General features: G+C 30.6%; 16 protein-coding genes, 2 tRNA genes and 2 rRNA genes. 10 read left to right on the top strand and 10 right to left on the bottom strand.

Features of this window, described 5'->3' with window-relative positions; all coding sequences use genetic code 11:
* The first annotated feature begins 154 nt into the window (after nucleotides 1–154).
* From ACXAHM_RS19305 to ACXAHM_RS19290, 4 genes are all read left to right on the top strand, one after another.
* Nucleotides 155–2,971, top strand: a complete 2,817-nt coding sequence (locus ACXAHM_RS19305; protein ID WP_474963375.1) for a serine hydrolase — start codon at nucleotides 155–157, stop codon at nucleotides 2,969–2,971.
* Between the two features lie 104 nt (nucleotides 2,972–3,075).
* Nucleotides 3,076–3,149, top strand: a tRNA-Arg gene (locus ACXAHM_RS19300).
* Between the two features lie 22 nt (nucleotides 3,150–3,171).
* Nucleotides 3,172–3,245 (top strand) — tRNA-Arg (locus ACXAHM_RS19295).
* Between the two features lie 110 nt (nucleotides 3,246–3,355).
* On the top strand, nucleotides 3,356–3,940 hold the full coding sequence (locus ACXAHM_RS19290; protein ID WP_474963371.1) for a lysostaphin resistance A-like protein: 585 nt from the start codon (nucleotides 3,356–3,358) through the stop codon (nucleotides 3,938–3,940).
* A gap of 70 nt (nucleotides 3,941–4,010) precedes the next feature.
* On the opposite strand, the gene tnpA is transcribed toward ACXAHM_RS19290, so the two are convergent.
* Entirely contained in the window at nucleotides 4,011–4,445 is a 435-nt protein-coding gene (gene tnpA, locus ACXAHM_RS19285; protein ID WP_474963369.1) for an IS200/IS605 family transposase, read from the bottom strand.
* Nucleotides 4,446–4,745: 300 nt separating this feature from the next.
* On the opposite strand from tnpA, the gene ACXAHM_RS19280 reads away from it, so the two are divergent.
* Both ACXAHM_RS19280 and ACXAHM_RS19275 read left to right on the top strand, forming a co-directional pair.
* The gene (locus ACXAHM_RS19280; protein WP_474963367.1) at nucleotides 4,746–6,359 is read left to right on the top strand and encodes an arylsulfatase; all 1,614 of its coding nucleotides are present in this window, start codon (nucleotides 4,746–4,748) and stop codon (nucleotides 6,357–6,359) included.
* A gap of 69 nt (nucleotides 6,360–6,428) precedes the next feature.
* On the top strand, nucleotides 6,429–7,028 hold the full coding sequence (locus tag ACXAHM_RS19275; protein WP_474963365.1) for a TetR/AcrR family transcriptional regulator: 600 nt from the start codon (nucleotides 6,429–6,431) through the stop codon (nucleotides 7,026–7,028).
* Between the two features lie 64 nt (nucleotides 7,029–7,092).
* Here the strand turns inward: ACXAHM_RS19275 and ACXAHM_RS19270 are convergent, their stop codons facing one another.
* The 3 genes from ACXAHM_RS19270 to ACXAHM_RS19260 all read right to left on the bottom strand — a co-directional run bounded on the left by ACXAHM_RS19270 (nucleotide 7,093) and on the right by ACXAHM_RS19260 (nucleotide 9,484).
* Nucleotides 7,093–7,350 (bottom strand): hypothetical protein, encoded by a 258-nt coding sequence (locus ACXAHM_RS19270; RefSeq protein WP_474963363.1) that lies wholly within the window; start codon nucleotides 7,348–7,350, stop codon nucleotides 7,093–7,095.
* A gap of 53 nt (nucleotides 7,351–7,403) precedes the next feature.
* Nucleotides 7,404–8,756 carry an MATE family efflux transporter gene (locus ACXAHM_RS19265; protein WP_474963361.1) on the bottom strand — a complete coding sequence of 451 codons (1,353 nt, stop codon included), beginning with the start codon at nucleotides 8,754–8,756 and terminating at the stop codon, nucleotides 7,404–7,406.
* A 212-nt stretch (nucleotides 8,757–8,968) separates the two neighbouring features.
* Nucleotides 8,969–9,484, bottom strand: coding sequence for a putative adhesin (locus ACXAHM_RS19260; RefSeq protein WP_474963359.1), 516 nt, complete (start codon nucleotides 9,482–9,484; stop codon nucleotides 8,969–8,971).
* Nucleotides 9,485–9,721: 237 nt separating this feature from the next.
* Here ACXAHM_RS19260 and ACXAHM_RS19255 point away from each other — a divergent pair, with 237 nt between their 5' ends.
* From ACXAHM_RS19255 to ACXAHM_RS19245, 3 genes are read left to right on the top strand one after another with little or no spacing between them, the layout of a single operon-like run.
* The gene (locus ACXAHM_RS19255; RefSeq protein ID WP_474963356.1) at nucleotides 9,722–10,270 is read left to right on the top strand and encodes a hypothetical protein; all 549 of its coding nucleotides are present in this window, start codon (nucleotides 9,722–9,724) and stop codon (nucleotides 10,268–10,270) included.
* A gap of 4 nt (nucleotides 10,271–10,274) precedes the next feature.
* Nucleotides 10,275–12,074 carry a sensor histidine kinase gene (locus ACXAHM_RS19250; protein WP_474963352.1) on the top strand — a complete coding sequence of 600 codons (1,800 nt, stop codon included), beginning with the start codon at nucleotides 10,275–10,277 and terminating at the stop codon, nucleotides 12,072–12,074.
* On the top strand, nucleotides 12,058–12,786 hold the full coding sequence (locus ACXAHM_RS19245) for a LytR/AlgR family response regulator transcription factor (RefSeq protein ID WP_474963348.1): 729 nt from the start codon (nucleotides 12,058–12,060) through the stop codon (nucleotides 12,784–12,786). The genes ACXAHM_RS19250 and ACXAHM_RS19245 overlap by 17 nt, the downstream gene beginning before the upstream one ends.
* 839 nt (nucleotides 12,787–13,625) lie before the next feature.
* Here ACXAHM_RS19245 and ACXAHM_RS19240 read toward each other — a convergent pair.
* A complete protein-coding gene (locus ACXAHM_RS19240) occupies nucleotides 13,626–13,850 on the bottom strand; it encodes a hypothetical protein (RefSeq protein WP_474963344.1) in 225 nt (74 codons plus the stop codon).
* 87 nt (nucleotides 13,851–13,937) lie between these two features.
* Between ACXAHM_RS19240 and ACXAHM_RS19235 the strand changes: the two genes are divergently transcribed.
* Nucleotides 13,938–16,460, top strand: a complete 2,523-nt coding sequence (locus ACXAHM_RS19235; protein ID WP_474963340.1) for a CHAT domain-containing protein — start codon at nucleotides 13,938–13,940, stop codon at nucleotides 16,458–16,460.
* On the opposite strand, the gene ACXAHM_RS19230 is transcribed toward ACXAHM_RS19235, so the two are convergent.
* The 5 genes from ACXAHM_RS19230 to ACXAHM_RS19210 form a co-directional block, all read right to left on the bottom strand.
* On the bottom strand, nucleotides 16,431–16,943 hold the full coding sequence (locus ACXAHM_RS19230; protein WP_474963337.1) for a hypothetical protein: 513 nt from the start codon (nucleotides 16,941–16,943) through the stop codon (nucleotides 16,431–16,433). The two genes, ACXAHM_RS19235 and ACXAHM_RS19230, sit on opposite strands and share 30 nt — an antisense overlap.
* A gap of 63 nt (nucleotides 16,944–17,006) precedes the next feature.
* The gene (locus ACXAHM_RS19225; protein ID WP_474963333.1) at nucleotides 17,007–17,648 is read right to left on the bottom strand and encodes an RNA polymerase sigma factor; all 642 of its coding nucleotides are present in this window, start codon (nucleotides 17,646–17,648) and stop codon (nucleotides 17,007–17,009) included.
* 433 nt (nucleotides 17,649–18,081) lie between these two features.
* Complete coding sequence (locus tag ACXAHM_RS19220; protein ID WP_474963330.1) at nucleotides 18,082–19,470, bottom strand: alanine/glycine:cation symporter family protein; 1,389 nt, start codon at nucleotides 19,468–19,470, stop codon at nucleotides 18,082–18,084.
* A 327-nt stretch (nucleotides 19,471–19,797) separates the two neighbouring features.
* A 5S ribosomal RNA gene (gene rrf, locus ACXAHM_RS19215) occupies nucleotides 19,798–19,909 on the bottom strand.
* A gap of 117 nt (nucleotides 19,910–20,026) precedes the next feature.
* Nucleotides 20,027–20,694, bottom strand: a 23S ribosomal RNA gene (locus tag ACXAHM_RS19210); the annotation flags it as partial.

Below are 20,694 nucleotides of genomic sequence, written 5' to 3'. Positions count from 1 at the left end.
TTTTCTGAAAGAATCAGAGATTCATTTAAATTTTATCAAAGTATCATGTAAATTCAGATATAGATACTAAATTTATTTTTACGGCAAACTAATTGCAGTTTGTTGTTTACAACGATGCATTTACTATTACACATTTGTGTACTCTAAAAACCGAATGATCCTAAATAAATATATATATATAATTTTTGCCTTTCTTTTCATCAATTTAATTGCTCTCCCAAAAGAAATTTGGGCAGCGGAGAATGATAGCATTTTTGTGCAATTAAGTTTAGAAGAAAAAATAGGTCAATTGATTATTGCCCTGCCTCAACAGAATGATAAAGAAATAAAGATTTTAGGACGCGAAAATAAGTTAGGTGGTGTGATTTTTAATAAATACTGCTCTAAGAATACTTACACTTATTTCAAAAACCTAAACAAACTTCCAAACAAAGTTCCTGTATTATTGGGGGCTAATTCCCAAGATGCTATCAACTGTTTAGATAGTTATTATAATACACTTCCAGATAAATATCATTTAAGTGCAATTAGCAGTAATATTTTCACTTATAATACTTACCATGAAATTGGTAAAATAAGTAAGAAATTGAATGTCGATTTTTATTTATCAGAAACCCTTTCTATTGAACATCAAAATGGAATTAAAAAGTATGGTTTTGGAAGTGACCCTAACAATGTAAGAGATAAAAACCATGCAGCTTTAAAGGGGCTACATCAAGCTGATATTTTAGTAGGAACTACCCTTCCTGTAGATATAGATTTTAATAAAACACTTGATGAAAATGAAAAAGTAGTTCTTCAGCAATTACTGAAAGATAGCTTGAACATCATTTCTCCATCTGATGTCTTATTTGATGTATCACTATTTCATACAAGTTTTATTACCTATCTCAATGATACATTAAATTATGACGGACTCATCTTTAGTGGTGATTTAGCTTCTGCTTCTAGTATAACCAAAACACAAAAAAATGCTGTTGAAGCACTGTTGAGAGGACATGATGTGTTGGTTTTATCTGATCATTTCCAAGAAGTAATAAAAGGAATTAAAACAGCGATAAAACAAGGCGTCTTACCAGAAGAAATTATTGAAGAAAAATTTCAAAAAATTAAAATGCACAAAGAGTTAAAGGATAATCACATTATCACTTATTCTAATCAAAATGATTTAGACGCTATCAGTGCTGAGACTTATGAAAAATCAATCACCGTATTGGCTGATCTTGATTCACTTATTCCTTTACAAAGTCTAAATGATAAAGAGTATCAATTAATAAGTATTGGTACTAGAAAATACAATGATGTTTTTGCGAATACCCTTCGTAATTTTATCGACTTTGACTATCATCAAATTGAACATTCTAGTTTTTCTACTGCTCAAGTAAACCTATTATTAGAAACTTGTAAGAAAAAAGATATTGTAATAATCAATGTAATCTGTCATCAAGAAACTTCTAAACATCGTTTCGGTGTAAGCTATGCTACAGAACAGTTGATTGAACAATTACAGAGGAAGACAAAGGTTATTGTTGTTCTAAATGGAAATCCAAAAGGACTAAAATATTTATCAAAAGCGAGAAATATTGTTATCAATTATTCTACTTCTTCAGCTGCTCAAGTAGCAAATGCACAAATGATTGCTGGTGCATTACCAGCTTCGGGTAAATTACCTTTAGCTATCAATACTACATTTCAAGTAAATCAAGGGTTAAAAATTAAAAACTTTGGTAGACTAGGTTATGGTAAACCTGAACAAGTAGGACTTAATAGTGAAATATTAAATCATACCATAGACAGTATCGCTAATCAAGCAATTCATATGGAAGCCACTCCAGGCTGTCAAGTAGTTATTGCTAAAAATGGGAAAATTGTATTTGAAAAAGCATACGGTTATTTCACTTATGAAAAAGAAATTCCTGTAACAAATGAAACCGTTTATGATATTGCTTCGGTTACGAAGGTCGCTGCAACTACACAAGCACTAATGATGCTTGATTACCAGGATAAAATTAATGTCAATAATCGACTAAAAGATTACATAGCAGGAACAGATACGACCAACAAAGGAAATATTAGATTAATTCAATTCTTAACACATTCAGCGCCTTTAAGAGGTGGTTATTATTTCTGGGGGCATGCTTACGATAAAGAAACAAAAAAATATAATCCTACTTACTTAAGTCCTATCAAGAAAGATGGGTTTTCTGTACAAGTAACTCCCAATTTATATGCTACTGATAGTATTAAATATTTTATGTGGAAATGGCTATTAGAAGCCCCTATCTCAACAAGAAGACGATATACAACAGAAGTCTATAGATATTGGTATAGTGATCTAGGTTATTACTTTTTACAAAGAGTAATTGAAGAAGAAACAAATATGTCTGAAGATAAATACCTTGAGAATAACCTTTATAAACCTCTAGGTACAAGAACATTGGGATACAATCCTTTGGAAAGGGTAAGTATCGCTAGGATTCCTCCTACAGAAATGGATGTAAATTATCGTCAGTCATTGATAAAAGGACAAGTTCACGATCCCTCAGCAGGTTTAATGGGAGGTGTTGGTGGTCATGCTGGTGTTTTTTCTAATGCTCATGATTTAGCTATCTTAATGCAAATGAACTTACAAGACGGTTCTTATGGTGGCAAAACATATTTCGATGAAGCCACATTGAATAAGTACAATCGTCAACCCTATAAAAGATTTAAAAATCGTAGAGCTTTAGGATGGGACAAACCACCTTTAAAAGGTGATGATGGAAATACAGCAAAAGAAGCCCCTAAAGCTACATTTGGACATACAGGTTTTACGGGTACTTGTGCATGGGTAGATCCCGAAAATCAGATTGTTTATATTTTCCTTTCTAATAGAGTTTATCCTACAGCTAGAAATAATAAATTAGCAAGAGAAAATATTAGAGAAAACATACAATCAGCAATTTATAAAGCCATGGAAAATGGAAAATAATATTACCGTTGACGTTTATTATTAATATAATGCGTATATAAATTTGCTTTGTAAAAAATATTCTTCTACTTTTGCATCGCTTTATAGGAAAAAGCACTTCAAATGGCTCCGTAGCTCAACTGAATAGAGCATCACATTACGGCTGTGAAGGTTCCAGGTTTGAATCCTGGCGGGGTCACAATCTTTTTCCAAGAGCAAATGGTTCCGTAGCTCAACTGAATAGAGCATCACATTACGGCTGTGAAGGTTCCAGGTTTGAATCCTGGCGGGATCACTAAAGGTCAATATCAAAAGATGTTGACCTTTTTTTATATCTATTCAGTACTATCTATTTCTCAAAAAATACTCAATGAATAAAGTATTAAGAGACTCTTCTAACTTTTTATGAAAACTAGCTTAAAGTATCTATTATTTTGTATTCTTTTTATTGCAATTCAGCAAACTTCAATCATGATTCTGAATATCTTTTTTGAGAATACTAAATTATCATTTTCATTAACACAAGTATTATTAATTATTACAGCTATCCTCCTCACAAAGAAAGCAGGTATCAATATCTCAATCGGATTAAAAGAAATTAATTTAGTAGAAACGGTTGTCTATTGTATTTCTGCTATCCTTTTTGCTGTAATTTTAAAATTTATTTTTGACATACCAATTATTTTCAACTTTGATAAAAATATTTACAGAATATCCACTGTTATATTCTTATCACCATTCCTAGAAGAAATAATTTTTAGAGGATTAAGCCTTGAATGGCTAAAAATGAATAACATTGACAAAACTAATAGGATATGCCTATCAGCATTAATATTTGGGTTAATGCATTTACCTATCAATTCCCTAATTAATTATCAAATTTTCTTATTTGGTATCATCAGCGCCTTAATTTATGAAAGAGAGCGAAAATTAATAAACTGCATAATCATTCATATGTCATTCAATTTCTTTATGTTTTTTACAGAGTAAACTAAACCACTCTGCACTGAAAGTGCTGAGGTTTGAATGGTAGGACTGAAAGTCCTACGCTCACTACCTCTTATTCCAACATGAAGTTGGAATTATCGTTCGTATCGCTCCTATGGTGTTCCAAATAGTCGTTGACCATTTGATCGGTTACATTACCTGTACTCCATGCTCCATAACCTCCGGCCCAAAAGTGCTTACCCCAATAACGTTTCCGTAAATTAGGAAACTCCTGTTGTAATATTCGAGACGTTCTCCCTTTCATACGTTTTAAGATATCACGCAAACTTTTGGTTGGTGGATACTCGATATGCATATGAACATGATCTTTACTTACTACTCCTTTCAAAATCTCTATACCTTCTGCCTCACAGATTTGAATCAGAAGAGATCTACAGCGTTTTTGGATATCTCCTTCCAAAACATGGTAGCGGTATTTTGTTGCGAAGACAATATGAACGGTCAACCTTGTAACTGTATGATGGCCTTTTCTATACTCTTGTGTCATAGATCACAATATGTAGTAGATTTTTTCGAAATACTAAAGTTCTGCACTGAAAGTGCAGGGTTTTAAACCCATTTCTGAGACCAATAAAAATTACTGTTCTAATAAATCTATTTTTAACTATTGTGATAATAAAATATTGAATATAAATTTTAGTATGATATTATTCTTTTCAACTGATAATTTGATACTTAAATTTAATTTTCCACCTCGCTGTACTAACTTAATTGTAATTAAATTCTTCTTTATTAATCAATAATTTAAAGTCGAATTCAAATCACCCAAAGCCTAAACTATTATTTCATGAAATTAACCTCATTAATTACAATTTTAGTATCTACATTTTTCATTTTTCTTTCGATAGATACTTTCGCACAAAAAAAAATCAAAGGCTCTAAACCCAATATTATTCTCTTAGTTAGCGATGATACGGGTTGGGGAGATTTTGGTCCTTATGGAGGAGGTAAAAATGCAGGAATTGACGCTCCTAATATCGATAGAATGGATAAAGAAGGTATGCAATTCTGGACTTTTTATGGTCAACCAAGTTGTACTCCAGGTAGAGCAGCTATGCAAACAGGTAGAATTCCTAATCGAAGTGGTATGACTACTGTTGCATTTCAAGGACAAGGTGGTGGTCTTAATGCAGCAGAATGGACTCTTGCTTCAGTTTTGAAGGAAGCTAATTACAATACTTATTTTGCTGGAAAATGGCATTTAGGAGAAAGTGACTATGCTATGCCTACTGCTCATGGTTATGATAAAATGGATAATGTAATTTTATATCATCTAAATGCATATACTTATACAATGCCTACTTTTCATCCTCAGATGACACCACAGCAGTTGGGGTATTTCTCTAAAATTACTACTGGTATTTTAGAAGGTAAAGCAGGACAAAAAGTAAATGAGATCTCAAAAGTAACTGAAGAGAATATAACAGAATTAGATGTGATGATGATGAAAAATGTACTTAATCAACTTGATGAGTACAGCAAGGATAAAAAGCCATTCTTCATGAGTATCAATTTTGCTAAAAACCATCAACCTAATTTACCCGCAAAAGATTTTAAGGGTAAAAGTAAAGCAGGCACACCATATGCAGATGCAGTTCAGGAGCTAGATTATCATATTGGGAGTGTTTTACAAAAAGTTGATGATTTAGGTATTGCCGATAATACATTGATTATCTATACTGTAGATAATGGTTCTTGGCAAGATGTTTATCCAGATTGTGGTTATACTCCTTTTAGAGGGACAAAAGGTACAGACAGAGAAGGAGGTTCTAGAGTCCCTGCCTTTGCTATTTGGAAAGATGTTATTGAGCCAAATACTGACAATTATGACATTGTAGGAGGACTTGATTTTATGGCTACATTCGCTTCTTTAGCTGGAGTAGATTTACCAAAACAAGATCGAGATAAAAAGCCTATTGTTTTTGATAGCTTTGATATGAGTCCACTATTTACAGGAGAAGGAAAATTCGAACGTGAAAATTGGTTCTATTTTACTGAGAGAGAATTAATGCCAGGTGCTGTTAGAACAGGTAGATGGAAGTTTGTTTTCAATATGAGGGGGGATAATGGTGCTACTCCAGGTAGTGATAAACCATCTCCTTTATTAGGTTGGACTGGACCAAGTATGTATGTCGCAACAGTACCTCAAGTATATGATCTTCTGACAGACCCTCAAGAAAGATACGATGTATTTATGACTACATTTACTGAAAATACATGGACTGTTCCTTTCATGTCTAAGGCTTTGACAGAACTTGCTAAATCTTATCAGGTAAATCCTCCTAGACCTGTACAATCTGAAGGTTACTCAGGACCAATGACTATTACTAGATACTTAGAATTAATGAAAATCAATTCTACGTTAGAAAAGCAAGGAGCTGATTTCAAGGTAACAGATTAATAAAAGTTTCAAGGTTAATTAAATAAAAACATACTTTACGGTATGTTTTTATTTTTTTATCTTTGCATAATGGATCAAGCATTAAAATCACAACTGACTAAACAGCTAATTCTTGATAAATCCTTTGAATTAATTTACAAGGATGGATTTAAAGCCACTAGTGTAAATCAAATTATGAAAGCTACTTCTTTAACGAAGGGAGCTTTTTATCATCACTTCAAGGATAAACAAGAAATAGGTATTGCCGTAATCGATCAATATATTTTCAATAGAGTTACGAAAGGAATGATTCTTCCTTTAAGAGAGGAAAAAGAAGTAACGCAAAAACTGAAAGATATTTTTACAAATCGTATTTTATCATTTTCTGATTTTGAAAAAGAAAATGGCTGCCCTGCCAACAATCTTATCAATGAAATTGGTAATTCTGAAGAGATATATCAAAATGCTTTGAAAAAAGTAATTGATCATTGGAAGGAAGAACTGATTCTACTTTTAGAAAGTGAAAAAAAGAAAGGAAATATCAGAGAAGAAGTAGATTCTAAAGCAGTTGCTACTTTTCTAATTTGTTCTTTTGAAGGTATTCGAGGAATCCGTAAGCTTTATAAAGAAGATAGTATGTTAGATAATTATTTAAATGCTACTTCAGCTTATATCGATCAACTAAAATAAATTATATAAAAAATGCTGACCTTCTAAGATCAGCATTTTTTATACTTGGAAACAACAAATTAGACTAACCACATGCACATGAAGGTTGCATGCTTCTTAATATTTCAAATGCTCTATTTAGTTCTTGAATAGAAGTTTCAGATAATGTTAATTTTGCTCCTTGTCCATTTTCTTGCACAAGATTTATTAGAGATTCAATATCTCCATTCATAATAACTTCTTTTTCTTCTTTTGCTAAATTAGTTGTATTAATTAAAGGTCTAGCTTGAAGTAATTCTCCAACAAAATTCTGACGTATATAACTTAGTACTTTTTGGTCCATTTTCTATTTACTTTTTGTGATTATCATTTTCATTTATGAAGTATATAATTTGCCTAAAAAGACACTAGTTCTAATTCTTTTCTTGATGAAACCAATATTTTTTTCTGTAAAATAAAATAAGCTATTGAAATAGCGATCGCTCTTAAAGTGGTACTCACAGCAATAGATAACCAAACACCATCAATACCCATCTTTAAATTATAAGCAAAGAAGTAGGCCATTGGTATACGTATTAAAGTTAAGGTTACATTAATTATTGCTGGTATTTCTGTTTTTCCTAATCCATTTACCACACCTGTTGTAATCATTTCTATACACATCAACATCTGTGATAGACCAATTATCTTTAAATAACTAACACCAATAGCAACTGTTGTAGGATCATCTAAAAACCATAAAACGAAGAACTCTGGAAAAAAGAAGAAAATAGCACCCATGATTCCTCCAAATAACATCCCAAATTTTACAGTCATTGCATACCCTTTTTCTATTCTTTTATACTTTTTAGCACCAAAGTTTTGACCTGTAAATGATAACATTGCTCCTGCCATACCATTAGTCAGCATAAATGTCATAGATTCAATCTGCAAACCAATTTTTTGTGCAGCAATGGCTTCTGCCCCCCAGTTTGCCACAATTCTAGCCATAAACATTCCAACTAAAGTAAACATGACCCTTTGTAATGATGGAGGAAATCCTAAACGCATTACTTTGACATAATCCTTTATTTTAAATGTCCATACACAATGACATCCATAAAATGCTCTAGCTCTAATACGCCAGAATACTACAAAGGCAATCATTCTTGATAAGAAAGTGGCAATTGCTGCTCCCTCTACTCCCAAGTCAAATCCAAATATGAATAATGGGTCCAAAATGATATTTAACCCCACTCCGATTGCATTTATTTTTAATGGTGTTTTAGCATCTCCTCTAGCATTACTTACACTTGTCATTTGCTGTACCATAAATGAAAAAATCATCTCTACTCCTGACCAAATCAAATAAAGTTTAGCCATCTTCTCCACCTTTGGATTATTTAGCTGGAAAAAAGAAATAATAAGATCTGATTGAGTAAATATAAACAGCATAATTAGCCCTGTGAGAGCAATCAATCCTATAAATGCTTCTTGGGCAATTTCCTGAGCACGATGATCATCTTGTCTTCCTATAGATTGAGAAACAACAATATTACTCCCAAAAAGAAATATTGAGATGATAGACCAACAAAAAGAAAGAAAAATAGCGATTGTACCAACTGCTGCAACTGCATCACTGCCCAACTGTCCAACCCATAATATATCAGCGAAATTATAAGCGAATAGCAATAAAGAGGAAGTAACAATGGGTATAACTAATTCTATTATTTTGTCTAATACTGCACCTTTGGTTAGATCTTTTTTCATCACACTATTTTTTCATTTCCATATACATTCCTATAGTGTAAGATCCTTCTAAAAAGACACATCTAGATAATCAAAAAAAAGGCACTTGTACTTCACCTAGTACAAGCACCTTTAACAACATGTTACAAAAGTGAAAAGCATTGCATATCAATTTTGCGAAAGTAAGTCTAATGTGTATTCTGAAATTTGCTTAATTAGTATTATGATTTTCGTTATTTGAAAAATAGTTTGGGGCAAAGAACGTGATTAGTCAACTTGTTGGCTGTCCAAAAACACCTAATTCTTTCGTTATTACCTTTTGCCAATCCTATCTGAACCAGCAAATTGGCAATACTAGTTTTTTTATTAATACCTAAAGTGTGAGATTGCCCAACTTGAGAAATCATCCCTTCAGGAAATGTTCGAATGTAATAATTGGGAACTAAATCCCCTTCTCTGTAAATTTTTGGATGAACTTCATACCACTCATCTTCATAATAATAACCAACAGAAGATATTTTTTCCTGCTTTTTCAATTTCTTGATTAAAGCATCAGTAATACAATAGTTTTCATCAGGTAAAAAATATAACTCTATACCTTTTGGTATTTTTACTTGTAAGTCATTTAATAGTTCATAGTTACCTGAAATTATAAAATCACCTTCCTCAGCTTGAAGAAAATCATTTTCAACTACTTCATTATTTAGTTGTGGATTTATTTGCTCATCACTATATGTTCTTTGTGACATAGTCATAATAGTTTCCTTTTTTGGTATGCCTCAAAAGTGAAGATTGATTTCCACTCACAAAAGAAAATTTGTGTGAATGGTACTATTTTTTTAGTAAATGGAATTTTTCTTGGCTTTTGGGTAAAAAGATTGCAATTTAAGTTCAGATAAACAGCACAATAGAGATGAAACAAACTTTCTTGCTAATTTTTTATGTTTATCTATTAATCTTTTTTCAAACTATTAAACTTACTGACTATGGCTGAAGTAACTTCCCAAGGCACTAAAGAGGTCACTGTTGAAGTTTCTTTATTTTGTGAAGAAATCATCAACAACTTTGACAAGATGAACACTGAAACTGGCTCACCAACTCAGCCAGTTGTCATCGATCCTTTCGTAAGAACTGATATCAGTGGTATTAAATATATCATGGGTGGAGATACAATTCGTGTTTCTATTGATTATGAAACAAAACAGAAGTTGAATGCAGAATTGATTTACCTTCAAGTACAAAATGTAACCTCTAAGTCTAAAGATATTATGGACTCCGTTGCATGGAGTAAATATTTTGATTTTTCTAAAGAGCCTGAAAATGAACTAACAACTGTAGCACCTAATGGTTGTATCTATTTTGAGCCAATAAAAAATACTGATGACATTATAGTTCATACTAGAAAAATTGATAAAAACGACAAGGATGATATTCTAATCACTTATTATGTAGTGTTATCATTTAGATTAAAAGGTGAAAAGTATTATTGTATTATAGATCCTATTGGACATATTAGTGGATCAAGAAAACCTTAACATTTTGCATAATTTTAAATACATTTTTGTATTTATTTTCATATTTATATCAATTAAGTTATCAGCACAATCTAAAGAAGAGGCTGATAGCTTAATTGACTATTTAAATGAAAATAATAGTAATTTATCAAAAGATTCATTGGCATATTATTATGATCAAATTGGCTATCATTTAAATAATCAACATAGTTTAATTTATCTTAATAAATCATTAAAATTATCTAAAGAATTAAATAATACTAAAAGTCAAATTACAACACTAGGTAATCTAGGTAATATCCACCGTTTATTAGGTAATAAAATACAGGCTATACAATACATTTTAGAAGCTTCTGAACTTAATAAACAGTTAAACGAACTTAAAAGTAGTAGTTTGAATCTTTCTCTATTAGCAGCTATATATTATACAGATAAAAATTTCGAAAAAGCCAATTATTATTATCAAAAAGCTATGGATATATATCCATCAAAGACACTTGACAGTTTTAACTACATAATGTTATACTTGAATATTGGTGATACTTTTAGAATGCAAGGGCAATTAGATAGTGCTACTTATTATTTAACGAAGAGTATTCATTTAAATGATAAATTAATAAAAGATGATATCATCTATGGATATGCATATGGTAACTTAGGTATGGCACAAACTTCTCTTAACCAAAAAAAAGAAGCTGAAAAGAATTTATTATTAGGTGTTGATTACTTACAAAAAATTGGAGATAACCTTACTGCTGAAATTTTTAATGTAGAATTAGGTAAACTTAATTTACAAAGAGGAAAAATTAAAGAGGCAGAAAAAATCTACTTACAGGCATACTCTACTTTTAAGGGTTTGCATGCAAAAGAACAAATAAAAGATATTACATCAGAGCTTTCTTTATTTTATGAAGATAGAATGCAATTTGAAAAAGCATTGTCTTTTGAAAAAGAAATGATTCTTTATAAAGATTCACTTATCAATAAAGAAGCTATTCAAAAATTAGAACAGGCTAAACATCAGTTTGAGCTTAATAAAATGGAGTTTGAGATGGAATTAATGGAGCAAAAAGCCATATTCCGTTCTTATTTATCTCTAGCAGCTGGAATCATTGCTTTAGTGTTATTAGGTATAGCTATCTATTTACATTTTGAAGCTAAAAGAAGAAAAAGAATGAATATTCTTCTATTAGAACAAAAAGAAATGATTGCTCAAAGAGAAGAAGAAAAAGCTTTATTATTAAAAGAGTTGAATCATAGAGTTAAAAATAACTTACAAATGATTTCAAGCCTTTTAAATCTTCAAAGTAGTCAATTAGGAGATCATCCTGCTGTTACTGCAATTGATTCTGGTCGTTTTAGAGTAGAAGCTATGTCTCTTATACATCAAAAGTTATATCAAAAAGATGTTCATACTGAAATTGAGATTGATACCTACATAGAAGAACTAGTACTCAACTTAATGTATAGTTTCCAAGCATCTATCACTCCTACTTTTGATATTGAAAAAGTAGATATTCATATAGATAAAGCTATTCCATTGGGACTAATCATCAATGAATTTGTTACCAATGCTATGAAATATGCTTTTGAAGGAATCCAAAATCCAGAGTTAACAATTGAATTAAAACAGATTGATAATCAAGTTATTGTTAAAGTAAAAGATAATGGTGTTGGATTAAATAACAGTGAATCTACAGGTACATCATTTGGTTTACATCTAGTTGATTCATTGGTACAACAACTTGATGGTACATTAAGATACGAAACAGAAATTGGTACTACTTGCATATTAATCATCAATAAATATGACCGAACAAATTAATATACTGATTGTCGAAGATGAAATTCTATTAGCTAAGGATCTTCAATTAAGGCTTGAAAGTAATAAACAGTACAAGACTACTATCGCTCAAAGTTTTGAAGATGCTATAAAGGTGCTAATTACAACTCCAATAGATTTTCTAATTATTGATATTACTTTAAAAGGAAATAAAACTGGAATTGATTTAGCTGAGAAAATTAATGAAAAATTTAATTTACCATTCTTGTTTTTAACTTCTCATGCAGACCAAGCTACATTTGAAAAAGCAAAAACTGTAAATCCTCATGCTTACCTGCTAAAACCTTTTAACGATAGGATGATAAGCATGTCAATTGAATTAGCATTGTCTAACTTCAATAATAATCAATTGGAAAAGGAAGAAAAGCAAGTAGAAGAAGATAAAAGTCTTTTTCTAAAAAAAGATAATACCTTCCATAAGATCAAATTATCTGATATTATTTACTTTGAAGCAGACAGTAATTATACACGCTTACATACTAAGCAAGGTCTTTTTTTTTATGCTACAGTGCTTAAAAATATTCAGGAAAAATTTACTCAGTCTATTTTTTTAAGAATACATCGTAGTTATATCATCAACTTAAACTATGTTTCTTCATTTGAAACTAACTCAGTGTTGCTTGATCAAAAATATACATTGCCTATTAGTAAAGGCTATAAAGATACTGTTTTTAAACAATTCGAAATGATTTAAAAACAGAAAGACTTTCATAATCAACTATACTTAAAGCAAACTACCTCAACTAAAAAGGCTACAGACATCTGTCCGTAGCCTTTATTACATACTTGATTTACTAAATATTAATCATTTTGTCTCTTAATTTAAGAGAACAATCTTCAGCACATAATTAGTGTGATAATTAGTAAAGTGCTAAAATCATATATATTTTTTAGTAATTAGAATAAAGCAATACAAAAGTATTAAGGCTATCTAATAGAGCTTTTAAGTTTATATTACTAAACAACTTTTAATATTATTTTTTCATGAACTTATTTAACAAAACACAATAAACAGTCTATTTTTTCTTACATATTTACATTTAATTGTAAAGTAAATTTATTCACCCATGGATGATTAAAAAGTAAAAGCCCATCCATAATAATGAATGAGCTTCCTTTACTAGAATCATTTTTTCAGCACTAAAATTTTATAAACATAATGCCCTCAGATGAGGAATAATTATTTCACTTTAATTCACCGAGAAGAAACGAAATAATCGCAAACTGTAATTCTAAAGTACTTTCTTGCTTTTTTGATAGTCTATTATTGTTATAAATACTAATTGTGTGTGTTATTTAAATAGCTGGTTTTGGGTTGATAATATCTTATTCAAGTGATAAAAAAAAGTTACAAAAGTAGTTTTTAAAAGAGGCTACAAAATATCCGTAGCCTCTATTTTTTAATTGGGTTGGTTTTTAGCGACTCATTTCAATTAAATTACTGCTTTATCACTTGTTATTTTTCAGAATACTTATTCTTACATTTCTATATTTTTTACATTACTGAATGTTGAATATTTATAAAAGTAATTTCTAATTTGCTTTTGTTTTTCTTTCTTGATTATCTACACCATCCTGTGGTAAATCTGTAAATAACTTTACCTTAGGTTTTCTTCCTAAACTATCACTTGCTACTTCATCATAAGTGAATTCAATATCTCTCTCAATTGGAGTAATGTTTTCATCATCAGTGTTTTCACAAGATGAAAGTATTGATAATATTATGAATACTAGACTAAAATACTTTAACTTTATCATGTCGATTAATTGTTGATAGTTGGATACTTACTGTTCTACCTATTAGACTTATAAAAAATAAAATGCCACCATTAAGATTAAATAAAAATGAGATTTTTTATTTTTTTAACATTTAATATCCTATTATCTTTTTTTGCCTACTCACAGTCATATAATGAGAAGGATATAAAAAAGAAGGCATATACAGCTTTTAGAGAAAAAAACTATGACTTATCTATAAAATATTTTAAACTAATTGAATCAAAAACTACTGATAAAAAAACAAGATCTTATTGCCAACACGTTCTTGGGCATTTATATGGAAAGGAGAAATTAAATTTAGACTTAGGTATTTATTGGTTAAAGAAAAATATTAATACTATAGATCATGATCCAGATAATAGATATTTCACACATGTAACTTCACACTCCTTATTGGGTGAATATTATTTATTTTTAGGTAAAAGGGATTCCGCTGAATTATATTTAAAAAAAGGAAGTAGTATTTATTTAAACAATATCGAAAAGTACAAAACAAGTTACCCTATTCTTAGACAGCTTAATACATTTTTTTATAGACGTCAAGAATATAATTTAAGTAAGGATATTTTAGATCATCTTTTAAATATCCATGTTAATTATAGTACCTTAAGCGATTATTTAAGTTTATGTATTCAAGTTGATGATATAGATTGTATCACAAATTCACTAGTTGAAATAGATAATCTTAACGAAGGTAATTTCGGACATCATTTTTATCAAATCGGTAATTATTATTTTGAAAATTCTAATTATATAGATGCAATAAAAAATTTCAAAAAATATTTATTCAAGTATAACTTTCAATTCAAACTTAACGATGATTATGTATTCAGTAATGATGAAATAATTTTAAGGCATTACTTTATAGCAAGAACATATCTAAAAATAGCTCAATGTTACCGAGAATTAAATGACCCTTCCAATCAAATTATTTATTTAAATAAAGCTGAAAAAGAAATAAAAAAAGGACTTTCATTCCCTACACAGGACATGAATGTTATGGCTGCTGAAATATATAGAGCTATCGAAATTTATAATCACGAAAACAATATTACGACTTCTATAAATTACCTAGATTCAGCTCAAAATTTAATTGATCATCAAATAAAAATTCATAAGAAAGACACCAATCAAGTTTTATTGAACCAATTGATGTTGCAAAATTTTTACACCGCAGAATATTCTAATAATCATACTGATAAAGAACATTATTATTGGCAAGCTTACCTTATGTTTAAAAAATTTATAGGTAATCAATATAACGATGACGATCAGCTCTATCAATTCAAAAGTATAAAAGAGATTCAAGATCAACTTGTCTCTTTCTATTCCAATTTATATTTAGAATCTAGAGAAAATAAATACTTATTTAAGGTTTTAGAAATAGTAGAAAACTCTAAATCGAATATTTTATACAAAAGAAGTTTAGGATTAGATAATTTGAGTTTTGAAGAATATATCAATACTAAGAATATTGACAGTTTAAAAAACCAGATCAATAGCTCCCCATTATTAACAGAAATAGAAATTAAAAATTACTTTCATAAATTTTATGAAGATAAAGGCTTTGTATCCTATTACCCTGTAGGAAAAAGTATGGTTATGGTCGGTTTTATTGATGATCATTTTTTCCTTGAAAAAAGAAATTTACCTGAAAATTGGAATGAATTAGTGAATCAAACATACAAAGAGGTTAGTAATAGTAATTTATTTATTAATCGTTCATTTAATCATCAACTTTTCCAATTAGGTAACTTCTTATTACCATCATCATTACGTTTTTCTGATGTGCAAAGGGTTGTTTTTTCACCATCAGGAAACTTAACATTTATCCCATTTGAAATACTAAAGGTTAGAAAAGGTTATTATCTTGAAAATTGGGCAATTTCTTACAGTTTCTCTTTACATCATGAATATTCTTCTTCTATTTCTGCCTCTACTGATTATGAAGAAATAAATATACTTGGTGTTGCTCCTTACAATAATATAAACCTTCCTTTTTCTTTAGAAGAAGTTAAATCTATCACGACCAACTTTATAAGTGATAAAGAAGCTACAATGAGTAATACATTAGAAAAAATAAATAATTCTAATATACTTCATTTAGCTACACATACTACTATTAACAAAACGGCTAAAGATTCTCATATTGAGTTTTATCCACTTGATACTAATAAAGTACATACATTAAGCTTTAATGAAATTGCTAACAAAGATTTATCACATCTTAAACTAGTTTCATTAAGTAGTTGTCATTCTGCTGATGGACCATATATAGATGGAGAAGGGACACTAAGTTTACAGAGAGCATTTGCCTATGCAAATGTTGATGCTGTACTCGCAAGTAAATGGGATGTGAATGATGAGGTTTCCTCAATAATTATGGCTAGCTTTTATGAATACCTGGAAGAAGGGTGGGAAAAGGATATAGCTTTACAAAAAGCAAAAAAGGATTTTTGGAAAAATAATCCTTCTATAAAAGTAAACCCCATCTACTGGGGCAATATTGTATTATATGGAGAAGCTGAAGCGATTACCTCGCCCAGCTTCCAAAAAACTTTATTTCAATATCTTCCTTTTGACTTTTAATATGTAAATATCATAAAGGAAATATTTATCAATTTGACTAAAATATAAATGTTCTTCATCACTTCTAATTTTTAAAGTCAATTGATCTACTTCACTAAAATCTTCTAATCCTAAATAAGCATTTAATAAAAACCAATCCTTATGATCAGATGCTGGCAACTTCTCTAAAGTTTCAATTGCACCATCATAGTTACTCGCATTAATTTGTTGTAACGCTATTTCTAATTGAGAAGGTTCTTTGTTAATAGCAATTTGAGAACTTCTTGTATAGTTAGTATAGCATTTATCTTCTATTAAAGTACCTGGGGTTAATTGCATTATATAGATAGAAATATATCCAAAAATCAATAAAGCAGCTGCTGATGTCCACCTTGAAGTTAGTTTTATTTGCTGGTTGCGTTTCATTTCAGCTCTAACAGCTTTTACTTCGAGAGAAATTTCTTCTATATAAAGTCTTTCTTCAATTAAATTATCTGATAACATACCACTGTTTTTTTAAGTTATACCTATTAGACTTCAACTTCTTGATTTGCCACCACTTAAAAATTATTTTTTATCAAGACATTCAGAAATATCATCCAAAAGATCACTTATATTGCCTTTTTCAATTTCTAAACCTTTCTTTAAATAGCCAATACATCTACTTTTTTTATTTCTTATAAATTTTTCAGAAGTATATTTTCCATTAAATTTCAAAAGAATTTCACTATAAGATAGTTGTTGAAAATAGAAATAACTTAATAGTTTTCTACAGTCATCTCCTATTTTTTGTAAGAGCTGTCTAAATCGTTTCTTTGAATCTAAATCATCCCCTTCTTTTAATGGTAATTCCGTGGTAAAATCTTTTTCATCTTCAATTTCAAAATCATTTTCATATGATACATCATACTTTTTTCTCTTTTTAAGAGTTGATAACCACATGTTTTTTGAAATGCTAAAAAGATATGTAGAAATATGAGCATTACCTTTAAATTGATCTTTATCAATACTCCAAATTATTTTAGCAATAGCATCTTGAAATATATCCTCAGCATCTTCTTTGGTACCATTTAACTTAAGTATTAATAGTTTAGTTTTCTCAAAATAAAGTCTATAAAGTTCTCTGATAGAATTTTCATAATCCTTTCTATGCTTTATATTATCAATAAGCTCTTGAGATGAATAGTTATTTTTTGTTTTGAAAAACATATAGTAAGATTATTGTTGTTAATTTAGAAGAAGGATAAAATAAAATTCAGGCTTAATAATTTTATCTGCTTTAAATTATTGTATTCTATCCTAAAAGACAATAAATAAATAGATCACTACACCATTTACTTTAGTTTTAATTTAAAATAAGTGATAAAAAAATAATTAAGACTAATAATAAAGAATAAACATAAATAATATCTATTGTACCATATGAGTTGATATTCGATAATAATCTTATAAAAAAATAATATCAACAGTTATTGTAGTCAATAAAACTATTAAATACATTAGCAAATATTTAGGCTTTATTTCTTACGATATTTATAATGTTTACTGCTTAGATTTTTAAACAAAAAAAAGAGTAACAATCAAAATTTTCAACAAATTCAGATAAGTACTCTTCTCTTTATTAAAATAAGATTTTAGTGTCTTATTTTGTCGATTTTTCTAAATCATCCATTCTATGGAAATAGTCAACTGCTGCTGCTTTTACCTTGGGTGATAATAATAATGCCGCAATCATAGTTGGAAATGCCATTGTTGCATAAGCACCATCAATTAAATTTAATATAGCGTCTAATTTAATTACTGAACCAACAACAATTAGAATAACATATGCATAATTAAAATAATGCTTTCTCTCTTCTCCAATTAGATAACCTAAACATTTAGATCCATAATATGAAAAAGAAAATAAGGTTGTCAATGCAAAGAATAAAACACAGATTGATAATATAATTGGACCCATTGTTGGGAAAACAGCTCTAAATGCTTCTGTAGTTAATGCTACTCCATTAACATCAGTACCCATATCAGGAGAGTAAATACCTGAAGCTAAAATACCAAATGCTGTCATCGAACAAACAACAATTGTATCAATAAAAGGTCCAATCATAGCCACTAATCCTTCTCTAACGGGCTCGGTAGTTTTTGAAGCACCATGCATCATAGGTGCTGTACCTATACCTGCTTCATTTGAAAAAGCTGCTCTCTTAGCACCAATTACTATTACTGCTCCTATTGCACCACCTGCTGCTGATTTAAAAGTAAACGCTTCTGTAATTATACTAGAAAATATTTCAGGTAATTTTTCAGCATTCAACCCAATCATTGCTAATACAGTCCCTGAATAAAGAATAACCATAATTGGAACTAATTTTCCAGCTACACTACCAATTCTTTCAATTCCCCCAAAAATTACTGCAGAAACAATAATCATTATTATTACACCAATAATAAAATTCAAAGTCATTGTATCTGCCATTGATGTAACGCTTTCAGGGAGAACTACCGTTCTAACAACTTCAGTTAGTTGATTTGCTTGGAACATTGGAGTAACTCCTAAAAGACCAGCTGCAGCAAAAAACATTGCCATTGGTTTCCATTTCTTCCCTAGACCTTCTTCAATAAAATACATTGGTCCACCTTCAGCTCGACCTTTAGAATCATGCCCTCTATACATTACTGCTAATGTACAAGTAAAGAACTTAGTAGCCATTCCCAATAAAGCAGAAACCCACATCCAGAATATTGCACCAGGTCCTCCTGTAACTAATGCCACAGCAACACCACTAATATTTCCCATACCTACGGTTGCAGCAATTGCTCCTGATAAAGCTTCATAGTGGTCAATATCACCTTCAGCATCTGGGTCATCAAACTTTCCTCTCAATACATCTATTGAATGTTTGAAATATCTAAAAGGTAAGAATTTCGAATAAATTGTAAAGAACAGACCACCACCCATTAAGAGTATTAGTAAAGGAGTTCCCCAAGCTAATGCACTAAAGGCTGCAGCAAAATTTTCAAATGCTTCCATAAAATATAGTAATTCGTATATGGTTATTTAATAAGTAGTTGATTATGAAGCTACTTAATTTAATATTTAATTCGTAAACTAATTATTAAATTCTCATTTTTATTATTGCAAGTTAGTTAGAAAACTCACATTTTAATTAAAAAGAATGTTATGAAATTAATTATTACTTTACTTAATCTTTTAACTCAAATAAATAATATTCGATTTATGATAATCGGTTCATTATATGCAAATTACAATTATTCTAACAGTTTACTTATAAAAAAGTACAGACACAAAAAAAGGTTAGTCAACATCTTGTGTTAACTAACCTTCTATATTTAATGAATGTGGCGCCGACTTACTCTCCCGGGGGTTAACCCAGTACCATCAGCACTGTAGGGCTTAACTGCTCTGTTCGGAATGGGAAGAGGTGAACACCTACGTCATTGGCACCATCAATTTCTTGATTGATCTAATGATTTCTTGAATCTAATCACTATCATGACCTCTTTTAGTCATTGACAGCGAAAAGGAAAAACTTTGCTGAGGTAGTATCGCTACTACCTCAACCGTAAAAGAAAAAGCTCTTGGGCGATTAGTACTTCTCAGCTGAATGTATCTCTACACGTACACTTGAAGCCTATCAACGTCATAATCTTTAACAACCCTTATATGGAAATCTCATCTCGAGGTGGGTTTCGCGCTTAGATGCTTTCAGCGCTTATCCGCTCCACACATAGGTACCCGGCGATGCTCCTGGCGGAACAACCGGTACGCCAGAGGTGTGTCCAACTCGGTCCTCTCGTACTAAAGTCAGAGCCTCTCAAATTTCCTACGCCCGCAACAGATAGAGACCGAACTGTCTCACGACGTTCTGAACCCAGCTCGCGTGCCACTTTAATGGGCGAACAGCCCAACCCTTGGGACCTTCTCCAGCCCCAGGACGTGACGAGCCGACATCGAGGTGCCAAACCTCCCCGTCGATTTGAGCTCTTGGGGGAGATCAGCCTGTTATCCCCAGAGTACCTTTTATCCTTTGAGCGATGGCCCTTCCATGCGGTACCACCGGATCACTATGTCCCACTTTCGTGCCTGGTCGAGATGTCTCTCTCGCAGTCAGGCTCCCTTATGCCATTGCGCTCTTCCGACGATTGCCGACCGTCGTGAGGGAACCTTGGAAAGCCTCCGTTACTCTTTTGGAGGCGACCACCCCAGTCAAACTACCCACCAAACAATGTCCGG

This window comes from Flammeovirga sp. AWQ4_249, assembly GCF_056161045.1.
This window is presented reverse-complemented; position numbering and strand designations above follow the sequence as displayed.